A 23,783-nucleotide genomic window follows, 5' to 3' on the forward strand; every position below is an offset into this window, starting at 1 on the left:
TATTAACGATTTACACAAAAATGTAATAGCATTTGCAGTAATTTTAGAGAAATGAGGGGTAGGCATGATACACAACTTTGATGAAATGATGAATCGAACTGGTACTGATTCCGATAAGTGGGACAATGAAGGGAAAGGCGGCACTTTGATTCCACTCGGGATTGCCGATACCGATTATAAGGCACCACGTGAAGTATTAGATGCCCTGAGGAAAAAAGTGGATTTTGGAGTATTTGGATATGGATATTTTCCGCATGCTCGATTTACGGATGCTATTAAAGGTTGGTATAGCCGCCATCATAAAATCAATATTAGGAAAAACGAAATTAGTTATGCTCCCGGATTAATGACAGGCTCTTTATGGATGTTTTTAGATGCTTATACCAATCCGGGAGACAAAGTGGTAATTCAGCCTCCAGTCTATGCCACATTTAAAAAGGTAATTGAGAATTTCAATAGAAAAGCTGTCGACAATCCCTTGTTATACCAAAATGGAAGGTACGATATTGATTTTGCAGATTTAGATAATAAACTGAAGATGCAGGATGTAAAAATACTTTTGGTATGTAACCCTGCCAATCCCATTGGTCGGGTATGGACAAAAGAAGAGATGACCCGAATGGTAGATTTATGCCGGGAAAATAACGTGATCATCATAAGTGATGAAATTCATAGTGACATGATCCACAAAGGGCTTCCTTTTACATCCTTTTTAGAGCTTTGTGAGGAAGAGGATCCAAATATAGTAGTGATGAACTCTCCGAGTAAAATCTTTAATTTGGCGTCGTTCTTTAGTGCTTATGTGATTGTAAAAAACAAAAAACTAAAGAAGGCGTTTGATGATATTTATGTCAAGTATCATTTCGATTATAACTATTTGGGGGTTGAGGCTTTAATAACTGCTTATAATCAATGCGATTATTACGCAGATGAATTAAATGAGTATTTACGAAACAATATCGAGTTTGCTATTGAATTTATCGATCAACATTTACCAAAATTAAAGGTTCAGTACCCTGAATGTTCCTATTTGTTGTGGATTGACTGTAAGGAACTGGGCTTAGACAGCGAAGGAGTGATCAAATTTTTCGAGGATTTCGGGGTTAGAGTCAATGCCGGAATCACATATGGCAAAGATAGCGGTCAATTTGTAAGAATAAATATTGCTTGTACAAGATCTTTACTGGAACGTGCGTTGAAACAAATAATGGGAAATTATGGTAAATGTGGTTTTTAAACAAATTTCATTTATTAAATAATAAGGAGCTACTTATATGGGGAAATCAGAAAAAGAGTTAAGCACCTTCAACGATCCTGCCGTAAAGAAAGAAAAAGGATTACAACGAAAGCTGGAAGCAAGGCATTTAACGATGATGGCCATTGGTGGTGCAATTGGAACCGGGTTGTTTGTGTCCAGCGGGTCAGCCATCAACACTGCGGGACCAGGAGGTGCACTTGTAGCATACATCCTGGTAGGAGCAATGGTGTATTTTGTCATGACTAGTCTAGGAGAGATGGCCTCGTTTATGCCAGTATCGGGATCGTTTGAAACACATGCAACAAAGTTTGTTGATCCCGCTTTTGGATTTGCTTTAGGATGGAATTATTGGTATACCACTGCTATTACACTACCAGCCGACTTAACTGCCGCCTCTATGATCATGCACTATTGGTTCCCAAACTCGTCTTCACTTTTGTGGAGTGGATTGGCTTTGGCCTTTTTGTTAGTGCTAAATATTTTATCTGTCAAGGGCTATGGTGAAAGCGAATACTGGTTTGCCAGTATTAAAGTCATTGCAATCATTATATTCCTCGTTGTAGGTGTTGCCATGATTTTTGGAATCATGGGAGGACATGCAGTTGGTTTTGGTAACTTTACACGTGGTGATGCGCCTTTTCATGGCGGAATGCTTTCAATCTTTAGTGTGATCCTCGTAGCCGGTTTTGCTTTCCAAGGCACAGAGGTAGTGGCAACTGCTGCCGGTGAAACAAAAGATCCGGCTAAAAATGTGCCGCAAGCGATTCGATCTATTTTTTGGAGAATCCTTATATTCTATGTGCTTACCATTTTCGTTGTCGGTTTGATTATCCCCTACACAGATCCGAATTTACTAAAAACAGGTATCAAAAATGTTTCCATCAGCCCTTTCACACTAGTCTTTAGAAGAGCTGGATTAGCATTTGCCGCCTCCGCAATGAACGCTGTGCTGTTAACATCTGTTTTATCGGCAGCAAACTCTGCTATGTATGGTTCTTCCCGTATGCTTTGGGCATTAGCAGAAGGAGGAAAAGCACCGCGCATCTTTGCTAAACTCAACTCGCGCGGAGTTCCAATGTTTGCGTTATTTCTCACTTCAATCGTAGGGGTTCTAACGTTTTTATCTTCTTTGTTCGGCAACGGCTCTGTCTTTCTTTGGCTGATGAACGCCTCTGCCATGACAGGGTTTATCAAATGGCTGGGGATTGCGGTAAGTCATTACCGTTTCCGTAAGGCATATATTGCCCAAGGCAGAGATTTAAGTCAATTACCGTACAAGGCTAAATGGTTCCCTTTTGGGCCGATTATCACTATATTGTTCCTGTTTATCTTCGTATTTGGACAAGTCGTATTGATTAATGATCAAGGTTGGGTGGAAATAGTATCGACGTATATCAGTATTCCTGCCTTTCTCCTTTTATGGTTTGGCTATAAAATTATTAAAAAGACAAAAGTCGTTCCTCTTAAAGAATGTGATTTTGACCTAAAAGAATAAAAACATAAAAATGTGACAGTCGTAACAACTTATGACTTTCTAAACAATAACACTTAGATTTCCAGTTAGTGGGGGCACATCACACTAACTGGGAAATAACCTTGAAAGTGAATTCTAAACAGACGATACGAGGAGGTAAGGAACATGAAAAGCTTAGAATCCATGGAGAAGTTTGAACAGTTAAAAAATGAAGGGAAGCATTTATTTGTTTTCTCAGCGGGCTATTGTCCTGATTGTAGGTTTGTCGAAACGTTTATGCCGGAAGTAGAATCAAAATTTAATGATTATACTTTTGTTCGTGTAGATCGCGATGAATATATCGACTTATGTCAGCAGCTTGATGTATTTGGAATTCCAAGCTTTATTGCTTTTGATAACGGCAAGGATTTAGGCCGCTTTGTAAGCAAAGATCGCAAAACGCAGGAAGAAGTTGAAACCTTCATTAGCGGATTAAAATAAAACGGCTTTTAAGTAGGGATGTCTTTTCTAGACACCCTCTTTTTTGAAGATAATAAAGAGGATTCCTCTGAAAAGGAGGATTAACCGTTGTACGGTACTGAGCATTGCGCCGATACCGTAGTAGGATTCCATGTACCTATGGCGAGCCGTTCAGTTTTATGGCTATTTTAATTCTATGATTTAATAGGTTAATGTTTGGTCAATGCCGCCTTAAACAGGTCCAGTGAACTTACTACAAAAAGAAGCGGCTGAATATCCAATATTTCTAGTGGTGAATAAGGAAATAAGCCAGACAAGAAATTTGATTGATGAAATATCTTGTCTAGCTTACCTTATTTGTCACCATGTAGTTTGGATACAATCATATTAAAATTCCTAAAAAGTCGACTCCTTCATTGGAAATCGATCTGTAAGCTTTGTTAAATAAGTCTAAAAAAGAAGAGTTATAAAAATACTTGTCGAAATGATTTGGTATTTTTTATGGCATTTGGGTCAGACTTCCACTCTGGACAATGAATTTATCCTTCTGTGATATAGTATCTTTTTTTTCATTAACAAATTGGATAATTCCCCCGAGAGCAAGGCGATGATAAGTGATCCTAATCCAACTGGTCCGCCAAGCAAAATTTTATTAAGGTGCCGGTTAGTTCCTCAACAATTCGGGAAACATTTAAACTCCATATTCTTTGTCCTCGTCTAAAGAAGATTACAGGTGGCGTGTTTGGTGCCCAAATTTTAAAAATTACTAATCACAAGAAAACATTAATAATCAAGAAACCTTGATATATTAATACTTTAGGGTACATCAAGATATTAGAAAATTATTTTGGATAGCAACTTTGAATATTGAAAGGAAATGTGATAGTAATGTATCAACGCAAACTGAACTCAACCATTCGTTGTCCTTTAGAATATGCATTATATATGATCAGAGGAAAATGGAATGCAAGAATTATCTGTGTTTTATCATACAATAAGACGTTGAGGTATACCGATTTAAAAAATGAACTTATCGATGTTACCGACACCGTTCTTGGAACTACATTAAAGGAAATGATAGCAAATAAGTTAATAAACCGTAGGCAGTACAACGAGGACAATGAGATTCTACCAAGAGTCGAATATTCTTTGACGGATAAGGGTCACTCGTTAGTACAGATTTTAGAGAATTTTTGTAGTTGGTCGAGAGTTTATAGTGATGGTGAAAATGAGGATTTATTTAAACAATGTCACACTTGTGAACATATTTAGTCCAGTTTTTTAGCTTGCAATTATTTAGGTCGAGGATTTAATCTGTGGGTTACATGTAAGTATTTTAAATGAAGAAAACGGCATAACCGGACTTCTACAGCAGCTCGAGTAGGCACCAATTCCAGATTTGGATTTGCCGTTTTAAAAGCCCCTCCCAAGCGAGAAGGGCTTTTATTCAATCGATTTAATCTTGTCACATTGCATTATTTAACCAGTTGTAAGTTTTACCAAGTTATTGTTTTGCAGCTATTAAATCACGATCTTCAAATTTTGGAGGTTGTTCCATCCATCCCAGCTCAATTAATAGATTGATACCATCTTCTCCATAAGTTCCTGTCTTGGTTAAGAAGTTGGCATACATGGCACTTATATCCCTTCGCAAATTATCAGCCAAGCCTCACCATAAGTTAAAATTCCGATGTTTGGGAGAACGACTATAATGGAAAGCATTAAGTGATCTGAAAAAGGAGCAACTGTCGAATCCGTTATACTATAATCCCAAGGTGATGGGGTCGGTACATCAGATTCTGTTAACACATCATGAATAGAGTTTATAAAATGCTTATATAATTTTTTCCATTCATAAAGTAATCTTGAATTTCCGGATCCTGAACTACCTGCGACAAACCAATACAGGTTGCCCTTCCTAAATCATTCTGAATTGCATTCATGGTTAGCCTCAATTCCAGATAAGGACCTTCTTCGGCCAAACCAGCCTATCAAATAATTTTTCTTGTCAACGTATTTTTCATGGGATAATTCATAAAAGGCATTCGAATGTATATCCCTTTCTTTTGCGAAATATCAACAGTCTCATTGTATTGCTGGGAAGCATCATCTTATAAAGTTTTTGTACAGTAACCGTACATCTTTCCATGCTGAAGCTGTAAAACCTGCAGTGTGTGAACCAACTCCAAATTTACACATTTCAAGCACATATGTTATGTAGAATAAGTCAGAGAATAGTTTTGGTGCATTTGGAATAACATGTTTCTCAACCTTAAACTCTTCTGGAACAACAATTCCCTCTTGTAAAAATAACTGTTCAACGGTACTCATATGATTTTTAGCAATCCGGATGGTTTCTTCGATAATAGTTTTGATTTCAGGATCAGTACATGTCTCCGAAAAGTGAGCCATAATGCAGTCACCATGCTATCGCTAATATAGGTAGACCATAATCCTGCGATTTCTGCACTTGTTAATTTCACATTTTCAATGTTCTCATCCATTAATATCCCTCCATGATGTTAATTGCCCCAAACCCCTTTAGGATTATTTAAAGAATTGGCTTTGACTGGTAAAAATGAGATTATAGTTACACCATCCTCATCAGTTAAGATATTTATTATTTTCATTTGATAATCTCCAATTTGTATAACATCTCCAATAATCATATTGGAACCTCCTTATTAAGAAAGGGTATACCAAATATCAATATAATTTATAGTTGTTCCTGCCCCTGATTTATTAGCAAGGCTGTGTTAAAGCTCAATGTTGATTTTTTGCACAATGTTGATTGGAGTGGAAGGCGCGAAGACTCCTGCGGGAGCAGCGGGACAGGTGCGACCCCGCAGGCGCTTTAGCGCCGAGGAGGCTCACCGCCCGCCCCGCGGAAAGCGAAGCGCATGGAACGGAAATCAACATTCTAGCATTCCTGTAGAACGTTATTTTTCGAGTTTGAAAAAAATAGGGCTCCTCAGTAAGATATGAGTAAGACACCACTCAAACTCAACCTTAAGGAGGAACCCTACTTTGAAGTTTAAAATGCAAAACAAACAAAATCAACTAATAGAAAGAATTTCCGTTAAACATCTTGTTGTTGGGATAGATATTGCTCAACAATTACATGTAGCCCGAGCTGTTAATTTCCGCGGAATTGTAGTTGGTGATCCACTTACATTTACTAATAATGAAGAAGGATTTTCTAGTTTATTAAAATGGATTAATAATCTTCAAAGAATAAACAATTTAGATGAATCTATTGTTGGGATGGAACCTACTGGACACTATTGGATTAATCTTTCAAAATGGCTTTTTAAGCATAATATTGAAGTGGTAACGGTAAATCCCTATTTAGTAAAAAGAAATAAAGAAAATCGTGATAATACTCAATCTAAAAGTGATAAAAAAGATGCTTTGGTTATAGCTGATATGGTGAAAAACGGTTACTACTCTGAGGTTAGGCCTACATCTGAGTCATTTGAAAAACTTAGGGTTCTTATGTCTAATCGTGATGTAGTTGTTAAGCGTCTCGTAAGTTCTACTAACCAATTAAATCGGTGGGTAGATATTGTATTTCCCGAACTCCGACAGGTGTTTAAAGATATTACCGCTAAAGGGGCAATTGCAACCCTTCGTCTATTCCCATCCCCTGTAGAATTAGGAACTATGGAGCCCGAGGAAGTAATAATGGGTTGGAAATCAATCATGAAGAGACAACCTGGTTTAAAAAAGGCACTATTACTCATTCAGGTAGCTGGAAAATCAGTTGGAACAAAGCAAGCACTTGATGCTTATAAATTTCATTTGGAACAATTATTAGAGGAATATGATTTAGCTTTAAAACAACTCGAAAGAGTGGAGGAACAAGTTACTGATGCTCTATTAAAGATCCCTTTCGCTTATAAATTACTTGCCATTAAAGGCATTAGTGTAATTTCATTGGCAGGTATTTTAGGTGAGGCAGGAGATTTAAGTGGTTTTTCTCATGGGAATTCTTTGCTTCGCCATGCTGGATTACACTTAGCTGAAGCAAGTTCAGGGAAGTGGAAAGGTCAAATTGTCATCTCTAAGCGAGGAAGGTCTAGACTACGACGTTTCCTATATTTAGCTACAATGAGTCTTGTAGTGAATAATCCGGAATTTAAAGCAATACACTCCTATAATGTAAAAGTAAAAAAGATGAAGAAAATGAAGTCAATCATGAAATTGATTGGGAAACTTGCGAGGATTTTTGTGGGCATCGCTCGCCGAAATGAGTTCTACTGTCCTGAAAAAGTTAACCACATTATTGTGTTGGCAGCATAGTTACGATAGAACCTTGAACTAAATCTGATTTCTTAAATGTGACACCAAAAATAAATTAGATAACAGAATTGTATAAACCGAATGCTGGCTTATTCGCAGGATAATAAATATGTACGGAGTACCAGATTTGTTAAACAAAAGGGCATAGACCCATTAATCTAGCTTGACTGGCCTCCACCCCTTGGGTAGGCATGACGAAGGAATGAAAGGGCAATTGACCCGTTGAGACATGGGAGGGAAAGCCTCCAGGGGCGGCGTGGAGCATGTACATCACATGGTAAAAATTGGGGTTATTATTTATCCCTTTATTTCACTATGCCTCCACGAGCCAATAATGATCTGAATTCATTCCACTTAACTGTTAATTCAAAATATGGGACTATGAAATCCTGCGAATTAGCGAGCATTCGGGAGAAAATCGCATTAAACTGAGGGAGTTTAACAGAGCCATTAGCAAAATAAAGACCTAAATTTGGATTACCTCCATATTCAGATATTATAGCGGCGGCATTAGACATTTCAGAATTCGAACCTATTACCTGCAAAGAATTTGCCGTTAATTGTATATTCCCAGCATTATTTATATAAAATACGAAAAAAAGTAAAAAAGAACTGTAGAATATTATCTACAGTTCTTTTAACAGCATTCAATTTGATTTGAAGTATATTTTTGCCTAAAGTAAATTGAAGCATTTCATTGCAAATTCGGCAAAATTATAGTTCAATTCACATAGCCATTGGCTAGTCTTGGTTCCACCTATGTATGGTGGAGACGGTGGGAATCGAACCCACGTCCAGAAATATCGGCACTTAAGCTTCTACGAGTGTAGTCGGCATATTGGCGTTTCGCTACTTCATATGCCTACCGACAGGCGGCAGAGTAGCTAGTCTGGTTGTTCTCTTCCTTCATCCTCAGACGGTGGAATCCGGCGTAGCCTACTTAGAGTGAGTCCGCTACCCTACCACATAGGCGATGGAGGGGCGAACAGCTATGCAGTATTAAGCTGCGAAAGCTAGGTTGTTGTTAGTTTTGCCAGTTATAGGCTTTGACGTTTTAACGAGGCCGATCCCCTCGACTCGCAACCTAAGCTCGAACTACCCCTGTCGAATCCGTAGCGTCCCCATGTTAGAAGGGTCAGCGGCTATTCGCACGCTTGACGTTAGGATTGCTCATTGAAGTCTCGAGCAAAAGTTATACTGTCACCTTGGTGACATTTATAATTATAACATAGTAAATCGATTTTTCAATTGTAACATTCTACCTGACTTGCCATTCCAGCTTTCAACTAAACTCCTCGAACGCCAATCGACAAAATCCAAGTGATGACCATGCCCCAGTTACATCTTCTGCTTATCGCGAAATACACGAGCAATTTCACGCTTAGCTTCCTTCTGCTTTAAGTCTTCACGTTTATCATAATTCTTTTTCCCTTTTCCGAGACCAATTAAAACTTTTGCAAATCCATTTTTTAAGTACATTTTTAGTGGAACAAGCGCATAGCCAGCTTCTTTCGTTTCACCAATTAAAGTCGCAATCTGCTTTTTATGAAGCAACAGCTTTCTCGTTCTTAGTGGATCATGATTAAAGCGATTTCCCTGCTCATATGGGCTAACGTGCATACTGTATAGAAACATTTCTCCATTGAGAATCCGGGCATATGAATCCTTTAAATTAACGCGGCCGGCACGGATTGACTTAATCTCGGTTCCCTGAAGGACAATTCCCGCTTCATATGTTTCTTCAATAAAGTAATCATGGTTTGCTTTTTTATTCTGTGCGACAACCTTACCCTCGCCTTTTGGCATTAGACTTCCCCTCATTTCTATCTCTCTATTTTAGCAAAAAAGGTGACTAGAGAAAAGAGAGCCCTACTTAACAAAGAGGCTCCCTCTATAATTTACCGTTTTTTTTTCTTACCTTCCCTTTTCGCCTTTGAAGCATTATCGTAGCTTTTCTTCTTTTTCTTCCCGTTTTGCGGTGAAGAAGACTTAGCTGAAGCTTCTGGCCGGCTCTTGCTTTGACGTGGTTTTTTTTGATCGCTACCCGTCTTAAAGACGCGCGGTGTACCACTGCGTTCTCGACGAGGTGTACCCTTCATGCCGACAATTTCGAAATCAATCGAGCGTTCATCCTTATTGACGTTAATCACTCGAATCGTAATCTCATCACCAATCCGGAAAACATTCCCTGTCCGTTCTCCAATCATCGCAAAATGACGATCATCAAAGCGATAATAATCATCGGTCATGTAACTTACATGAACAAGACCTTCGATTGTATTTGGCAGTTCTACAAATAACCCAAAGTTCGTGACAGAACTAATGATTCCATCATACTCTTCACCAATTTTATCGGCCATAAACTCAGCCTTCTTAAGGTCATCCGTTTCCCGTTCAGCATCCACTGAACGACGCTCCATTTTCGAAGAATGCAACGCGATATCTGGAAGGATTGCATCCCATTTTTCTCTAGTCGCAGGATCTAATTTACCCTCAATTAAATACGTTCGAATCAACCGATGCACAATCAAGTCAGGATATCTCCGAATAGGTGATGTGAAATGGGTATAAAACTCAGTAGAAAGTCCGAAATGGCCTAGGCTTTCTGGATCATATTTTGCCTGTTGCATCGACCGCAACATCACAGTGGAGATAACCATTTCCTCTGGCTTCCCGCGAACCTCTTCAATAATTTCCTGAAGTGCTCTTGGATGAACCGAGTTAGCGGTCCCTTTTACGATATACCCAAAGTTGGTGATAAACTCAAAGAAACGTCTGAGCTTATCCTCTTTCGGATCCTCGTGAATTCGGTAAATAAACGGAACTTCTAACCAATGGAAATGCTCGGCAACTGTTTCATTTGCAGCCAACATAAACTCTTCAATTAGCTTTTCAGCAACTGAACGTTCTCGAAGGACCACATCGGTTGGTTTTCCTTCTTCATCCACCAAAACCTTGGCTTCTTTAAAATCAAAATCGATCGCACCACGGTGCATCCGCTTTTTTCGTAAAACTTCAGCAAGCTCTTCCATTGTTTCAAACATGGGAACGAGAGGTTCATAACGTTTTAACAATTCCTCATCTTTGTCGGTAAGGATTTTATTTACATCGGAGTATGTCATTCGTTCAGTCGTTTTAATCACACTTTGGAAAATTTCATGGTGGACGACTTCTCCGTCTGGTGTAATTTCCATCGTACAAGAAAGGGTTAACCGATCCACCTTTGGATTTAATGAACAAATTCCATTAGATAGCCGGTGTGGTATCATTGGAATGACACGGTCAACTAAATAAACACTCGTACCTCTGTCCCGTGCTTCAAGATCAATCGGCGAACCCTCTGTAACATAATAGGTGACGTCAGCAATATGAACCCCTAACTTATAATGTCCATTTTCCAGCTTACTAACTTGAACAGCGTCATCTAAATCTTTTGCATCTGCTCCATCAATCGTGACAATAACCTCATTACGAAGGTCACGACGATTAGCAATTTCACTTTCGTCAATTGATTCAGGGGTTTGGTTCGCTTGGTTGAGCACTTCCTCTTCAAATCCAAGGGGTAAACCGTGTTTATGAATTACCGACAGGATATCCACTCCTGGGTCATTTTTATGACCAAGGATTTGGATAATTTCTCCCTCTGCACTTTTTCTACCTTCTGGATAAGTCGTCAACTTAACAACTACCTTATGCCCATCCACAGCACCCATAGATACTGATTTTGGGATAAAAATATCGCTAGTAAACTTCTTATCATCCGGAAGCACAAATCCAAAATTCTTACTTTCTGAGTACGTTCCCACAATTTGCTGAATGCCTCTTTCAAGAATTCGGACAATCGTACCTTCTCGACGTTGACCAGAGGCTCCCGATGATACACGTGCTAATACAATATCACCATGTAAAGCGTTATTCGTTTCATTAGGTGGGATAAAAATATCATCCATTCCAGGTTCATCCGGGATAACAAACGCAAATCCCTTTGCATGACCCGCTAATTTCCCACGAACTAAATTCATTTTTTCAGGCAGTCCATAACGGTTACTGCGGGTTCTTAAAACTAGTCCCTTTTCTTCCATCACCACAAGCGCTTTTACAAAATCTTTAAACGCCGCCGAATCCTCAATCCCAAATGCCTCTTCAAGCTCCTGGACTGTTAGCGGCTTATAGGCTTCATCCTTCATATATTGCAAAAGCCTGTCAACATGTTGCTGTATTTCTTCCATATGAATCCCTCCTTTAAGGAGATTATTATTTTTTTATTTTTTAAAACGAACAATTCCTGCAATCCATTTTCTTATTCTTTCCAATCAAGGCGTTCTAAAAACCGATAAATATCTTCATGTAATTGATCCCGTTCTTTATCAAGAGTGATAACATGTCCCGATTCCTCATACCACTTTATTTCTTTTATGTGGGACTCTACTTCGTTATATATAATATTGGCACTGTCTGTGTTGATCATATGATCGTTCCGAGCCTGAACCACAAATGTAGGTGCGTATATCATATCAACATTTTGGCGAACCCCCGAAATAAGTGTTTGCAAAGCCTTCAATGTATTCATCGGTGTTTTTTGATATTCATCCATTTCCATTTCGATCTGTTGAGCCGATTTTCCTTCACGTTGTTTATATTCTCTTGCGAACTCCAGTATTCCTTTAAACATAACCTCTTCACTTTTTATGTACATCGGAGCACACATCGGAATAATTCCCTTTATAGGAACAGTGTAACCCAATTTCAAAGAAAATACGCCGCCTAACGAAAGTCCCCCAACGGCAATTTCCTCATGTCCCATTGATTTTAATAGTTCATACCCGCCCATTACATCCTTCCACCAATCCTCTGGACCTGTTTGAACTAACATCTCTGGTGGTACTCCATGCCCTTTATAGAGCGGTGCGTGGCAAGTATATCCTTTATTTTCAAGAAAACGACCGAGGATCCGAACATCTGCTGTATTCCCGGTAAACCCATGCAGCAATAACACCGCTCTTTTCCCAGCTTTAAAAGTAAATGGTTTTGCTGCAACAATTTTCATAGATGAAACTCCTTCGAATCATAACTTTTTAAAATTACACTAATATAGTATTATTTTTAGCAAACATTTCTGGAGTAATCCATAAATATGCTTTTTAGAAAATTATGTATACATTTTTATTCAATAAAAAAACCTGAGCCGCAATTGGATCAGGTTTCGGAGTTTAAGATTAGAGTTTGAAATAACTAACTAAAATCGTCAAAATGAAAAACAATACTGACAAAACAATGGTGATGCGGTGGAGTACCAAATCGATGCCCCGTGCTTTCTGTTTTCCAAATAATTGTTCTGCGCCTCCAGATATTGCTCCAGAAAGACCTGCGCTTTTCCCTGATTGAAGAAGTACTACCACAATTAGACCAATACATACGATGACTAAAAGGGTAACCAATAATGCGTGCATGTAGTCCACCTCCTGAAAAACGTACAAATTACAGTAGGTTAAATGTAACATATTTAAGACCTATAAACAATAGCTATACCCTTTACGATTGAGTGAACAAGCTTTCTTTTACGAATAGGTGAACAAATTTCAATCATGAAGGAATTTTTTTTAAAAGAAAGAAGTCTTTATCAAAACTGAAAGGATGTGATGTTTTTGGCTGATAAGAATCGAATAAGACCCCGAAAACTCTACTTTAATGAAGCCGCTTTAAGACGTGTCCCTCCAAATCACCCCAAAATCCATTTTATTGCAGAAGACAGCCGACGACGAGAAGCTGGATACGCTGGAGAAAAAAGGGTAGATACCATTTTAGAAAACCTCCCTAAAAAGAATTACCACATCCTGCAAGGTCTTCGTTTAGCAAATGAAGCTGAATCCCACTTTCAAATTGATAATGTTTTGCTTTCCCCTACCCACTTGCTCACAATTGAAGTTAAAAACTTAGCTGGAGAATTGACCTTTGACAGAAAAGCGGGTCAGCTTATCCAAAAAATCGATAATAAAAAAATGGTTATGAAGATCCGCTCTTGCAAGCTGAGCTCCAAATTTACCAGTTAAGAGATTGGTTGAAGAAACATCAGTTTCCTGACATGCCACTTGAACATCTTGTTGTAATGATTAATCAAAACTGTATCTTAAAGTTTGACGGATACACTATAGCTGAACAATTTCGTGTTTGTCGAGGCCGGCAAGTGCTACCGCGAATTGATACCATTTCTAATCAACATGGTCCAGATGTGTTGAATCCCGCCATGATCCGGAAACTTAGCCGTCTTTTGATAAAAAATGATACAGAACCTAGCTTTGACATTGAGAAGATTTACAAAATCTCTCGAGCTGGGTTGCGTAACGGTGTTTTTTGTCCTGATTGTAAGTGTTTAGGGATGTCCTATCATCATGGATCATGGTTTTGCCCGAGATGTAAGTGCCAATCGAGGGATGCGCACCTACCAGCTTTGCGGGATTATTTCCTTTTGTGGGGTCCTGAGATTACAAATCGACAATTTCGGGATTTTTTATGCATTGATTCAGTCCATAAGGCTTCAAAAATGTTAAAAAAATTGAATTTACCTTCGATCGGAACGAAAAAGCAACGCGTTTACCAGCTTTCATTTAATATTTTTTAGTTCGTTACTTTTCTTTTAGCCGATTTTGAGGTTCTATTAGCTAATTCCAGCGTTCTTTTAGCGGATTTTGTCTTCCTATTAGCCGATTTTAAACTTCTTTTAGCCGATGCCATAATTTAGACACAAAAACATGAGTATTAATTAAATTCAAACTCGCAAACCAACACAAAAAAAAACGCCGGCAGCAGCCGGCGTCACGTAACATTCATTCACAAATTACTTCTTCAAGTTATAAAAAGATTTCAAACCGTCATATACAGCTAATTCGCCAAGATCGTCTTCGATACGAAGAAGTTGGTTGTATTTCGCAATACGGTCTGTACGAGACATAGAACCAGTTTTGATTTGACCAGCGTTAGTTGCAACAGCGATGTCAGCGATTGTAGCATCTTCTGTTTCACCAGAACGGTGAGAAACAACTGCAGTATAGCCTGCACGCTTAGCCATTTCGATTGCTTCAAAAGTTTCAGTTAAAGTACCGATTTGGTTAACTTTAATTAAGATTGAGTTAGAGATACCTTTTTCAATACCTTCAGCAAGCTTTTTAGTGTTTGTAACGAACAAATCGTCACCAACAAGTTGTACGCGACTACCAATACGGTCAGTCAACAATTTGTGACCTTCCCAGTCGTTTTCATCTAAACCGTCTTCGATAGAAAGGATTGGGAATTCGTTAACAAGCTCTTCATAGAAAGTAACCATTTCTTCAGAAGTTAAGCCTGTGCGACCTTCACCAGCAAGATCATATTTGCCTGTTTTTTTGTTAAAGAACTCAGAAGAAGCAACGTCCATACCAAGGAAGATATCTTTGCCAGGCTCATATCCAGCAGCTTTGATTGCTTCGATGATTACTTCTAATGCTTCACGGTTAGAACCAAGGTTTGGAGCGAATCCACCTTCGTCACCTACAGCAGTATTTAAACCTTTACCAGAAAGAACTTTTTTCAAGCTGTGGAATACTTCAGCACCCATACGGATTGCTTCTTTAAAGCTAGGAGCGCCAACTGGTAAAATCATGAACTCTTGGAAGTCCACGTTGTTGTCCGCGTGAGAACCACCGTTGATGATGTTCATCATTGGAGTTGGTAATTGCTTCGCATTGAATCCACCAAGGTAACGATATAATGGAAGACCCACTAAATCAGCTGCAGCGTGTGCACAAGCCATAGAAACACCAAGAATAGCGTTAGCTCCTAATTTACCTTTGTTTTCTGTACCGTCAAGCTCGATCATCGTGCGGTCGATTCCAACTTGGTCAGTTACGTCCATGCCGATAACAGCTTCAGCGATGATATCATTTACGTTACTTACAGCTTTTAAAACACCTTTTCCAAGGTAACGGGATTTGTCGCCGTCACGAAGCTCAACTGCTTCATATTCACCTGTAGAAGCACCAGATGGAACTAGAGCGCGACCAAATGAACCTGATTCTGTTAATACTTCAACCTCAACTGTTGGATTCCCGCGGGAATCAAGTACTTCACGAGCATACACTTCTTGGATAAATGGCATAGAAAATCTCTCCTTTTAATAAATTGAATTATTTTTTAAAAATAAGCTCTGTTAAACTAGAATGTTGATTTCCGTTCCGGGCACTCGCTTTCCGCGGGGCGGGCGGTGAGCCTCCTCGGCGCTAAAGCGCCTTTGGGGTCTCACCTGTCCCGCTGCTCCCGCAGGAGTCTTCGCGCCCTCCACTCCAATCAACATTATGCAAAAAATCAACATTGAGCTTTACCACAGCCAAAATCGAACCTAGTCACCCATTAATTCTACCTACTTAATTAATGAAGTTCCAGTCATTTCAGCTGGTTTAGCAATCCCTATTAGGTCAAGAATGGTAGGAGCTAAATCCGCAAGAATTCCGCCTTGACGAAGTTCACCACCAGCTTTGGTAACAATAACGGGAACTGGAGCAGTGGTATGAGCTGTCATCGGATTACCTTCAAGAGTTACCACTTCATCAGCATTCCCATGATCGGCCGTAATAATAGCTGTTCCGCCTTTTGCAAGGATCAAATCAACTACCCGTCCTAAACACTCATCAACGGTCTCAATCGCTTTAATTGTTGGCTCAAGCATACCAGAATGTCCAACCATATCAGGATTAGCATAATTTAACAGGATGACATCAAACTTATCAGCGTTTATGGCATCAACAAGTGCATCCGTTACTTCATAAGCGCTCATTTCCGGCTTAAGGTCATAAGTTGCCACCTTTGGAGAGGCAATCAAAATTCGTTCTTCGCCAGGAAACTCTGCTTCACGTCCACCATTCATAAAGAAGGTGACGTGCGGATATTTTTCCGTTTCGGCGATACGAAGCTGCGTTAAGTTGTTTTGCGCCAAAACTTCTCCGATAGTGTTATCCAAGTTAGTTGGTTTAAAGGCAACATAGCCATCAACGGTTTCACTGAAATGGGTCATACAAACGAAAAATAAATTTTTCGGATGCTTTTCGCCACGATCGAACGAGCGGAAGTCCTCATTGGTAAACGTATTAGAAATCTGAATCGCCCGGTCAGGTCGGAAATTATAGAAAATCACGGCATCATTGTCTTGAATTGTTGCAACTGGTTCGCCATTTTCCTTAGTGATAACAGAAGGTAGGATGAACTCATCATGGATCCCTTTCTCATAGGAATCCGTCACAACATCCAGCGGATTTGTGTAAGCAGGACCTTCACCGTATACCATGGCACGATATGATTTTTCAACCCGTTCCCACCGCTTATCGCGGTCCATTGAATAATAACGACCTGAAACACTAGCAAATTCACCAACACCAATTTCTTTCATTTCATCCAATGTTGATTGAATATAACCGCTAGCCGTTTGTGGACCCACATCACGACCATCTAAAAAGGCATGAACATACACTTTTTTGATTCCCTCTGCTGCAGCTAAACGAAGTAACGCAAACATATGGGTAATATGACTGTGTACTCCACCATCAGAAAGTAAACCAAACAGGTGAAGGCTCGTTCCTTCTTTTTTAGCGTGATTTATTGCCCCAACAAGCGTTTCATTTTTTTCAAATTCACCCTCACGGATTGCCACATTCACGCGTGTCAAACTTTGGTAAACAACCCGGCCAGCACCAATATTTAAGTGGCCAACCTCAGAATTCCCCATTTGACCTTCTGGTAACCCTACAGCTTCACCGCTTGCACTTAAATGATTATGCGGAAAGGTTTTCCAAAAACGATCAAAATTTGGTTTGTTTGCTTGTGCTACTGCATTTCCCTTATTCTCATTCCGGCACCCAAAACCGTCTAAAATAATTAATGCTACAGGTGCTTTACTCATTTGATCCTGCCTCCAATAATTGCAGGTAAGATTCAGCCTCTAAGCTCGCGCCGCCAACTAAGGCTCCGTCGATGTCTGGTTGTGCCATATATTCTTTGATGTTTTCTGGTTTCACGCTGCCGCCGTACTGAATCCGTACCGCTTGTGCTACTTCTTGCGAAAATTGTTCTCCAACCACCTGGCGAATATAAGCACATACCTCATTTGCATCTGCTGCAGAAGAGGATCTACCTGTACCGATTGCCCAGATTGGTTCATATGCAATAACTGTTTGTTTAACTTGTTCTTCAGTTAAACCAGCTAAGCCCTTTTTCACTTGAGCGCCAACTAATTCATTTGTTTGTCCTGCTTCACGTTGTTCTAAAGTTTCACCACAACATACGATTGGTATTAGCCCATGTGCAAAAGCAGCATGCGCTTTTTTGTTCACACTATCGTCTGTTTCGTTAAACATTTCACGACGTTCTGAGTGACCAATAATAACATATTTTACACCAATATCAGCCAATGCTACTGGGCTGATTTCACCTGTGAAAGCACCGCTTTTTTCAAAGTGCATATTTTGTGCACCGATTTCAACATCAAAGCCTTTTGAAATCGTCACGAGTTGCTCAAGAAACAAAGCTGGAGCGCAGACAACAGAATCTACCTTTTCTTTTGAAGGGACTAATTCATTTACATGCTCCATAAAACTTTTTGCTTCTGAAAGAGTTTTTTGCATTTTCCAGTTTCCAGCAATAATCGGTTTGCGCATGATGGTACTTCCTTTCTTCGCTTATCATAGTTATCTATAGTTGATGAGCCATCGATTGCTTCTTAGTTGCTCAAAATTACTTATCGTTTAATGCTACAACACCTGGTAAAGCCTTGCCTTCCATAAATTCTAAAGAAGCACCGCCCCCAGTAGAAATATGACTCATTTTGTCGGCTAGGTCAAATTTTTCAACCGCTGCTGCTGAATCTCCCCCGCCGATTACAGAATATGTATCGGTACTTTCTGCAAGTGCTTCGGCAACCGCTTTTGTTCCACCAGCAAATTTATCTATTTCAAATACTCCCATCGGTCCATTCCAGATCACCAATTTGGAGTTCTTGATTACATCGCTATATAGTTCGGCAGTTTTTGGTCCAATATCAAGTGACTGCCAGTCAGCAGGTATTTCATCAATGCCAACAACCTTAGAGTTCGCATCTTCCGAGAATTCATCTGCAACCACTGCATCGATAGGCATATAAAATTTAACGCCTTTTTCTTCAGCTTTTTTGATAAAAGAAAGAGCTAAATCAATCTTGTCTGCTTCTAAAAGAGATTTCCCAATTTCATGACCCTGTGCCTTAACAAACGTATACGCTAGGCCACCACCAATAATTAAATTATCAACTTTTTCAAGCAGGTTATCAATAACGCCGATTTTATCTTTTACTTTTGCTCCACCAATGATAGCAGTGAATGGACGCTCTGGATTAGAAAGTGCTTTTCCAAGAACATCAAGCTCTTTTTGCATTAAAAATCCGGAAACTGCCGGAATGAAATGAGCAATTCCTTCAGTAGAAGCATGGGCACGGTGCGCTGCACCAAATGCATCATTCACATAGAGATCAGCTAATTCTGCAAATGCTTTTGCTAATTCTGGATCATTCTTTTCTTCACCAGGGTAAAAGCGAACATTCTCTAGTAAAAGAACGTCTCCCTCAGCAAGGGCACTGATTTCTGTTTTCACATTTTCTCCGAAAGCCTCGTTTGCCTTTTTCACTTCTTTTCCAAGAAGTTCTGACAAACGTTTGGCTACAGGAGTCAAACGTAATTCTTCAACTACTTGTCCTTTTGGACGTCCAAGGTGTGAAGCAAGTACCACTTTTGCTCCTTGTTCAACTAAATATTGAATAGTTGGAAGTGCAGCACGGATACGAGTGTCATCCGTTACTTGACCGTCTTTCATTGGAACATTGAAATCCACACGACAAAATACGCGTTGACCCTTAACGCCAACATCTTTTACAGACTTTTTGTTCATACAGGATGGTCCTCCTTTAATAATAAAAATAATCTGGGTGGGTGATCCAACAGTTTTTCCCGAGAGCATAAGAAGTTTTTTGATTCCCAATATCTCGAAGTAAAACAATTAAAAAAATAGGGAGGGGGAATCATCCCCGCTCCCCTTTTATCCCTACAGACTGGCATGCCAATCAAGGGGATTGAAAAACCATCTAATATATAAGGGGTTTGTAAGACAATAGTCTAGACACACCCTTTACCATTATAGACTTCTACGGAACCAATATCCAATTTTAGAAACCTTTTTTGCCCATAAAATCAGCAAGGTCTACGACACGGTTAGAATAACCAGTTTCGTTATCGTACCAAGAAAGAACCTTAACCATGTTGCCTTCCATAACCATTGTTGAAAGTGCATCGATTGTAGAAGAAGCTGCGCTACCATTAAAGTCAGTAGATACAAGTGGAAGCTCAGTGTATTCTAAAATACCTTTTAATTCGCCTTCAGCTGCTGCTTTAAGCGCACCATTGATTTCTTCTGCTGTTACACTTTTTTCAAGCTCAGCAACTAAGTCAACGATAGAAACGTTTGGAGTCGGTACACGCATAGCCATTCCGTTCAATTTTCCTTTTAATTCAGGAAGAACTAGAGCAACCGCTTTTGCAGCACCAGTTGAAGTTGGGATCATGTTTTCTGCAGCTGCACGAGCACGACGATAATCTTTGTGTGGTAAATCTAAGATTTGTTGGTCGTTAGTATATGAATGAATAGTTGTCATCATACCGCGTTTGATACCAAAGTTGTCATTTAAAACTTTAGCAAATGGAGCTAAACAGTTTGTTGTACAAGATGCGTTAGATACGATGTGGTGGTTAGCTGCATCGTATTTATCTTCGTTAACACCCATAACGATTGTAATATCTTCGTTGCTTGCTGGTGCAGAGATGATAACTTTTTTCGCTCCAGCTTCAAGATGTTTTGCAGCATTATTACGGTCAGTGAAACGACCAGTTGATTCAACAACTACTTCAACACCAAGACCGCCCCAGCCAAGTTGTGCAGGATCGCGCTCAGCAAGAACTTTCACACGGTGGCTACCCACTACAAGATACTCGCCATCAACAGTTACTGTTTCTGCTAGTTTGCCGTGAACTGTATCATATTGTAAAAGATGTGCTAACATATTTGCATCAGTTAAGTCATTCACTGCTACGATTTCAACATTCGGGTTTTTTAAAGCAGCCCGGAATACATTCCGTCCAATACGTCCAAATCCATTAATACCCATTTTTACTGCCATTATTTTTTCCTCCTTTAAGATATACAAATTAAATTTATATAAAGGGGATTTCCCCAGTATTAACTTTTTGTGATAAGACATAGTCAAATCAGATGTGATCAAACAGCACTATTTTAAAAAAATGCCTTTAAAATTAGGATATGCTTGATATCCTTAACTGCGATTATCCTTTTAACAGCTGTTTTGCTGCACCCTCATCGGTAATTAGGATCGTTGAGGAAGGGGCTTGTTTCATATATGCTCGAATCGCCTTTGCTTTTGATGCTCCACCAGCCACGGCAATAACGTGGTTAATGTTAGTTAAATCCTCAAGCTGGAGGCCAATAGTTAGGACTTTATGAACAACTTCACCGGTTTCATTGAAATAATATCCAAAGGATTCACCGACTGCGTTCCCACTTTTGATTTTTTCAATCTCTTCTGGTGGTGTATTGCGGCGTTCTGCCATTATAATAGCGTCTCCAATACCGTGTAAAACCATGCTTGCAGATTGAACTAAATTTAAGACCTCAGTAATATATGGTTCCTTAATAAATGAATCGTATATTTCTTGACTCACTTGATCGGGTACGTAAAAGACTCGGTGTTTTGCTCCTGCCTTCTCCGCCATACGTGCGCAGATTGTATTCGCTTGGTTTTTGACAACCTCTCCGATTCCGCCACGTGCTGGTACAAACAGTAACTTTTTTTCACGAAGGTCAGGGGTTAGCATTTCCGCAACCCATGCCATTGTTGTTCCACCTGTCACAGCAATGATATTTTCCCCATGTAAAAGCTCGTTCATACAATTCGCAGTAGCTCGACCTAACTCACTTTTAACCCAAGGCGATTCGTCGCTATCACCCGAAACAACGAGTACTCGTTTGATATTGAGCTGACGTTTTAATTGCCGCTCGATTTCATCGATGCCCGTAACTTCCCGCATGACACTTTCAAGGTTTATAAGAATTTTTGTTCCCTCTGAGGTCAAACTCATTCCAACACTTGAGATGTCAATTAAATCTTGGTCTTTAAGAAATTCCACTTCGCTGCGAAGAACTCTTTCAGTTAAGCTAAGACTTCCAGCTAAACTTCTTCTTCCAACTGGTTGCATGATATTTATGTATTGAAGAATTGAATAGCGCTTTTGCATAACTTCTAAGAGGTCAGGTAATAATCTTTTTTGTAAATCGATTATTGAGTACATGGTAATGTTCTCCTTTACTGGTCAAAAAATGTCCCACATAGACATATTGTGTCCCGCTTGTTGCAAAAAAAATCACTCCTTAACCTAAGGCTCATTCTAGCAGGAGTGAAATGAAAATTCAACCTAAAAAAAAGATATTTTTTTTTGCAAACGCTTAACTAAAAAATCTTTCTCAATTTGTCCATATTGAACTTCTTCTCCATCAATTACAACGACCGGAATCATGATTCCATAAAACTCTGTAAGCTTGTCATCTGAGTCAATATCGATTTCCTCAAGGTCGAAGTCAAACTCAGATTTCAATTCGGATAAAATCACTTTTGCCTTTTCGCATAAATGGCATTTATTTCTGGTATAGAACTTTACCTGCACTTGGGCCACTTCTCCTTCTAGTCGAATCTTTTTCTTTTGGAAGATGAGGGGATTCCTAACTGTTCTCGATATTTTGCGATTGTTCTTCGCGAAACGTCAATCCCTTCTTGCTCCTTTAAAAGTTGAACCATTTCTAAATCTGAAAAAGGCTTCTGTTTGTTTTCAGCTTTAAATAATTTTTCCATCGCTGTTTTTACTGTGTTTGATGATATCGATTCATTTGACACTGACTCGATTGCATTCGTAAAAAATGTTTTGAGTTCAACTGTCCCAAATGGAGTTTGCACATATTTTTCGCGCACGGTTCTACTAACTGTTGATTCATGTATTTCTAGGTCTTCAGCTATCTCTTTCATTGTCATTGGTTTTAGAAAATCAGGGCCTTTTTTAAAAAATTCCTGTTGTTTATCTACTATTTTGCTAGTCACATTGACTATTGTTCTTTGACGTTGTTCAATGCTCCGGATAATCCAATGATAATCCTGTTGCTTATCATGAAGGAACTCAGTAACCTTCTGATCTTGATACGAAGTTAAATTTTTAAAGTATTCCTTATTGAATTGGATTTTCGGAAGGATGTTATCAAATAATCGGACGACAAACTGTTCGCCATCATGAACGACCATTACATCTGGAATGACGTATGGCGCTCTTTCATAATGGAAAGCTGCCCCAGGCTTTGGATTTAAAGTTAAAATATAATCAGATACTTGTTGGATTTCCTTTAATTCAATGGAGAGGATTTTCGATAGCCCTTTCCACTTTTTTTCTGCAAACATTTTAAAGTAGTCAGAAACAATGGTCTCAGCTCGATGATTTATGGGGGACTGCCGACGAATTTGCAAAAGTAAGCATTCCTGTAAGTGACGTGCCCCAATTCCAGCTGGCTCGACTTGTTGTAAAATTGATAAGCAGCTTTCTGCCTCAGCTAATGAAAGATGAAAATGGTCGGAAAGCTCTTTTAAATCTCCTGTAAAATAACCATTGTCATCCAAGTGATCAATAAAATGTGTTACAACCTTGCGAAGATGTGGAGACATAGTCATATCCTGAATTTGAGGATATATGTGATCTGTCAAGGTAAACCGCTGATCACTGATTTGTTCAATCCAGGCTTTATCAGAGGTTTTTAGACCCATCCCTCGTTTTTTCTGGCGGTAGACATCAATTTTGCTACTTTCAAACTGCAATAAAGGATTTTCCAGTGCCTTGCTTTCAAGGAAATCGACAAGCTCAATGCTTGAAAATTGTAAAAGTGCGATGGCCTGTGAAAGTTCTTGCGTCATTGCTAGCTTTAAAGTTTGTTGCTGCCATAATCCTGCTTTTAAATCCATCTTCACTCCTCCTGCCCTTATTTTACACCACAGAACAGATATGTTCACGAATATTAGATACAGTTATTTTCATCATATTCTCAGAACAAAGAAGGATGATTTAATAAGTCTGTTGATTTCCGTTCCAGACGCTTCGCTTTCCGCGGGGCGGGAGGTGAGCCTCCTCGGCGCCTAAG

General features: G+C 39.3%; 21 protein-coding genes, 1 other RNA gene and 1 pseudogene. 7 read left to right on the forward strand and 16 right to left on the reverse strand.

All coding sequences use genetic code 11. From position 1 onward, the window contains the following. The first annotated feature begins 64 nt into the window (after window positions 1-64). The 4 genes from B1NLA3E_RS19950 to B1NLA3E_RS19965 all read left to right on the forward strand — a co-directional run bounded on the left by B1NLA3E_RS19950 (window position 65) and on the right by B1NLA3E_RS19965 (window position 4,463). On the forward strand, window positions 65-1,237 hold the full coding sequence (locus B1NLA3E_RS19950) for a MalY/PatB family protein (protein WP_015595625.1): 1,173 nt from the start codon (window positions 65-67) through the stop codon (window positions 1,235-1,237). Window positions 1,238-1,274: 37 nt separating this feature from the next. After that, window positions 1,275-2,753: an amino acid permease gene (locus B1NLA3E_RS19955; protein WP_015595626.1), complete on the forward strand. Its 1,479-nt coding sequence runs from the start codon at window positions 1,275-1,277 to the stop codon at window positions 2,751-2,753. Between the two features lie 144 nt (window positions 2,754-2,897). Then, on the forward strand, window positions 2,898-3,212 hold the full coding sequence (locus B1NLA3E_RS19960; RefSeq protein ID WP_015595627.1) for a thioredoxin family protein: 315 nt from the start codon (window positions 2,898-2,900) through the stop codon (window positions 3,210-3,212). 867 nt (window positions 3,213-4,079) lie between these two features. Next, window positions 4,080-4,463 (forward strand): winged helix-turn-helix transcriptional regulator, encoded by a 384-nt coding sequence (locus tag B1NLA3E_RS19965; protein ID WP_041580727.1) that lies wholly within the window; start codon window positions 4,080-4,082, stop codon window positions 4,461-4,463. Window positions 4,464-4,695: 232 nt separating this feature from the next. Here B1NLA3E_RS19965 and B1NLA3E_RS26085 read toward each other — a convergent pair. The 3 genes and pseudogenes from B1NLA3E_RS26085 to B1NLA3E_RS25425 all read right to left on the reverse strand — a co-directional run bounded on the left by B1NLA3E_RS26085 (window position 4,696) and on the right by B1NLA3E_RS25425 (window position 5,860). Next, window positions 4,696-5,000, reverse strand: a pseudogene (locus B1NLA3E_RS26085) (DUF3231 family protein). A 297-nt stretch (window positions 5,001-5,297) separates the two neighbouring features. After that, window positions 5,298-5,603 (reverse strand): DUF3231 family protein, encoded by a 306-nt coding sequence (locus B1NLA3E_RS19970; RefSeq protein WP_015595630.1) that lies wholly within the window; start codon window positions 5,601-5,603, stop codon window positions 5,298-5,300. A 110-nt stretch (window positions 5,604-5,713) separates the two neighbouring features. Continuing rightward, a complete protein-coding gene (locus tag B1NLA3E_RS25425) occupies window positions 5,714-5,860 on the reverse strand; it encodes a hypothetical protein (RefSeq protein WP_187292116.1) in 147 nt (48 codons plus the stop codon). Between the two features lie 358 nt (window positions 5,861-6,218). Between B1NLA3E_RS25425 and B1NLA3E_RS19975 the strand changes: the two genes are divergently transcribed. Further along, entirely contained in the window at window positions 6,219-7,493 is a 1,275-nt protein-coding gene (locus B1NLA3E_RS19975) for an IS110 family transposase (RefSeq protein ID WP_015593749.1), read from the forward strand. A gap of 764 nt (window positions 7,494-8,257) precedes the next feature. On the opposite strand, the gene ssrA is transcribed toward B1NLA3E_RS19975, so the two are convergent. From ssrA to secG, 5 genes are all read right to left on the reverse strand, one after another. Then, window positions 8,258-8,616: a transfer-messenger RNA gene (gene ssrA / locus B1NLA3E_RS24430) on the reverse strand. A 215-nt stretch (window positions 8,617-8,831) separates the two neighbouring features. Beyond that, window positions 8,832-9,299, reverse strand: coding sequence for an SsrA-binding protein SmpB (gene smpB, locus B1NLA3E_RS19980; protein WP_015595631.1), 468 nt, complete (start codon window positions 9,297-9,299; stop codon window positions 8,832-8,834). A 92-nt stretch (window positions 9,300-9,391) separates the two neighbouring features. Next, window positions 9,392-11,722, reverse strand: a complete 2,331-nt coding sequence (rnr, locus tag B1NLA3E_RS19985; protein WP_015595632.1) for a ribonuclease R — start codon at window positions 11,720-11,722, stop codon at window positions 9,392-9,394. Window positions 11,723-11,793: 71 nt separating this feature from the next. Beyond that, on the reverse strand, window positions 11,794-12,540 hold the full coding sequence (locus tag B1NLA3E_RS19990) for an alpha/beta hydrolase (RefSeq protein ID WP_015595633.1): 747 nt from the start codon (window positions 12,538-12,540) through the stop codon (window positions 11,794-11,796). A 169-nt stretch (window positions 12,541-12,709) separates the two neighbouring features. Next, complete coding sequence (gene secG / locus B1NLA3E_RS19995; RefSeq protein ID WP_015595634.1) at window positions 12,710-12,943, reverse strand: preprotein translocase subunit SecG; 234 nt, start codon at window positions 12,941-12,943, stop codon at window positions 12,710-12,712. A 195-nt stretch (window positions 12,944-13,138) separates the two neighbouring features. Between secG and B1NLA3E_RS20000 the strand changes: the two genes are divergently transcribed. Both B1NLA3E_RS20000 and B1NLA3E_RS20005 read left to right on the forward strand, forming a co-directional pair. Next, window positions 13,139-13,543, forward strand: a complete 405-nt coding sequence (locus tag B1NLA3E_RS20000; RefSeq protein ID WP_041580728.1) for a nuclease-related domain-containing protein — start codon at window positions 13,139-13,141, stop codon at window positions 13,541-13,543. 8 nt (window positions 13,544-13,551) lie between these two features. Next, the gene (locus tag B1NLA3E_RS20005) at window positions 13,552-14,112 is read left to right on the forward strand and encodes a hypothetical protein (protein ID WP_144061515.1); all 561 of its coding nucleotides are present in this window, start codon (window positions 13,552-13,554) and stop codon (window positions 14,110-14,112) included. 216 nt (window positions 14,113-14,328) lie between these two features. On the opposite strand, the gene eno is transcribed toward B1NLA3E_RS20005, so the two are convergent. From eno to rpoN, 8 genes are all read right to left on the reverse strand, one after another. Further along, window positions 14,329-15,624, reverse strand: coding sequence for a phosphopyruvate hydratase (gene eno, locus B1NLA3E_RS20010; RefSeq protein WP_015595636.1), 1,296 nt, complete (start codon window positions 15,622-15,624; stop codon window positions 14,329-14,331). A 261-nt stretch (window positions 15,625-15,885) separates the two neighbouring features. Next, on the reverse strand, window positions 15,886-17,418 hold the full coding sequence (gene gpmI / locus B1NLA3E_RS20015) for a 2,3-bisphosphoglycerate-independent phosphoglycerate mutase (RefSeq protein ID WP_015595637.1): 1,533 nt from the start codon (window positions 17,416-17,418) through the stop codon (window positions 15,886-15,888). Then, window positions 17,411-18,172, reverse strand: a complete 762-nt coding sequence (tpiA, locus tag B1NLA3E_RS20020) for a triose-phosphate isomerase (protein ID WP_015595638.1) — start codon at window positions 18,170-18,172, stop codon at window positions 17,411-17,413. Before tpiA ends, gpmI begins: the two co-directional genes overlap by 8 nt. 76 nt (window positions 18,173-18,248) lie before the next feature. Then, window positions 18,249-19,433 carry a phosphoglycerate kinase gene (locus B1NLA3E_RS20025; protein ID WP_015595639.1) on the reverse strand — a complete coding sequence of 395 codons (1,185 nt, stop codon included), beginning with the start codon at window positions 19,431-19,433 and terminating at the stop codon, window positions 18,249-18,251. A 274-nt stretch (window positions 19,434-19,707) separates the two neighbouring features. Further along, window positions 19,708-20,715, reverse strand: a complete 1,008-nt coding sequence (gene gap / locus B1NLA3E_RS20030; RefSeq protein ID WP_015595640.1) for a type I glyceraldehyde-3-phosphate dehydrogenase — start codon at window positions 20,713-20,715, stop codon at window positions 19,708-19,710. 163 nt (window positions 20,716-20,878) lie between these two features. Then, entirely contained in the window at window positions 20,879-21,901 is a 1,023-nt protein-coding gene (locus B1NLA3E_RS20035) for a sugar-binding transcriptional regulator (RefSeq protein ID WP_015595641.1), read from the reverse strand. 123 nt (window positions 21,902-22,024) lie between these two features. Next, window positions 22,025-22,273 (reverse strand): glutaredoxin family protein, encoded by a 249-nt coding sequence (locus tag B1NLA3E_RS20040; RefSeq protein ID WP_015595642.1) that lies wholly within the window; start codon window positions 22,271-22,273, stop codon window positions 22,025-22,027. Between the two features lie 17 nt (window positions 22,274-22,290). Beyond that, on the reverse strand, window positions 22,291-23,607 hold the full coding sequence (gene rpoN, locus B1NLA3E_RS20045; RefSeq protein ID WP_015595643.1) for an RNA polymerase factor sigma-54: 1,317 nt from the start codon (window positions 23,605-23,607) through the stop codon (window positions 22,291-22,293). Between the last annotated feature and the right edge of the window lie 176 nt (window positions 23,608-23,783).

The sequence above is a fragment of the Bacillus sp. 1NLA3E genome, from assembly GCF_000242895.2.
Lineage (GTDB): Bacteria > Bacillota > Bacilli > Bacillales > Cytobacillaceae > Bacillus_BU.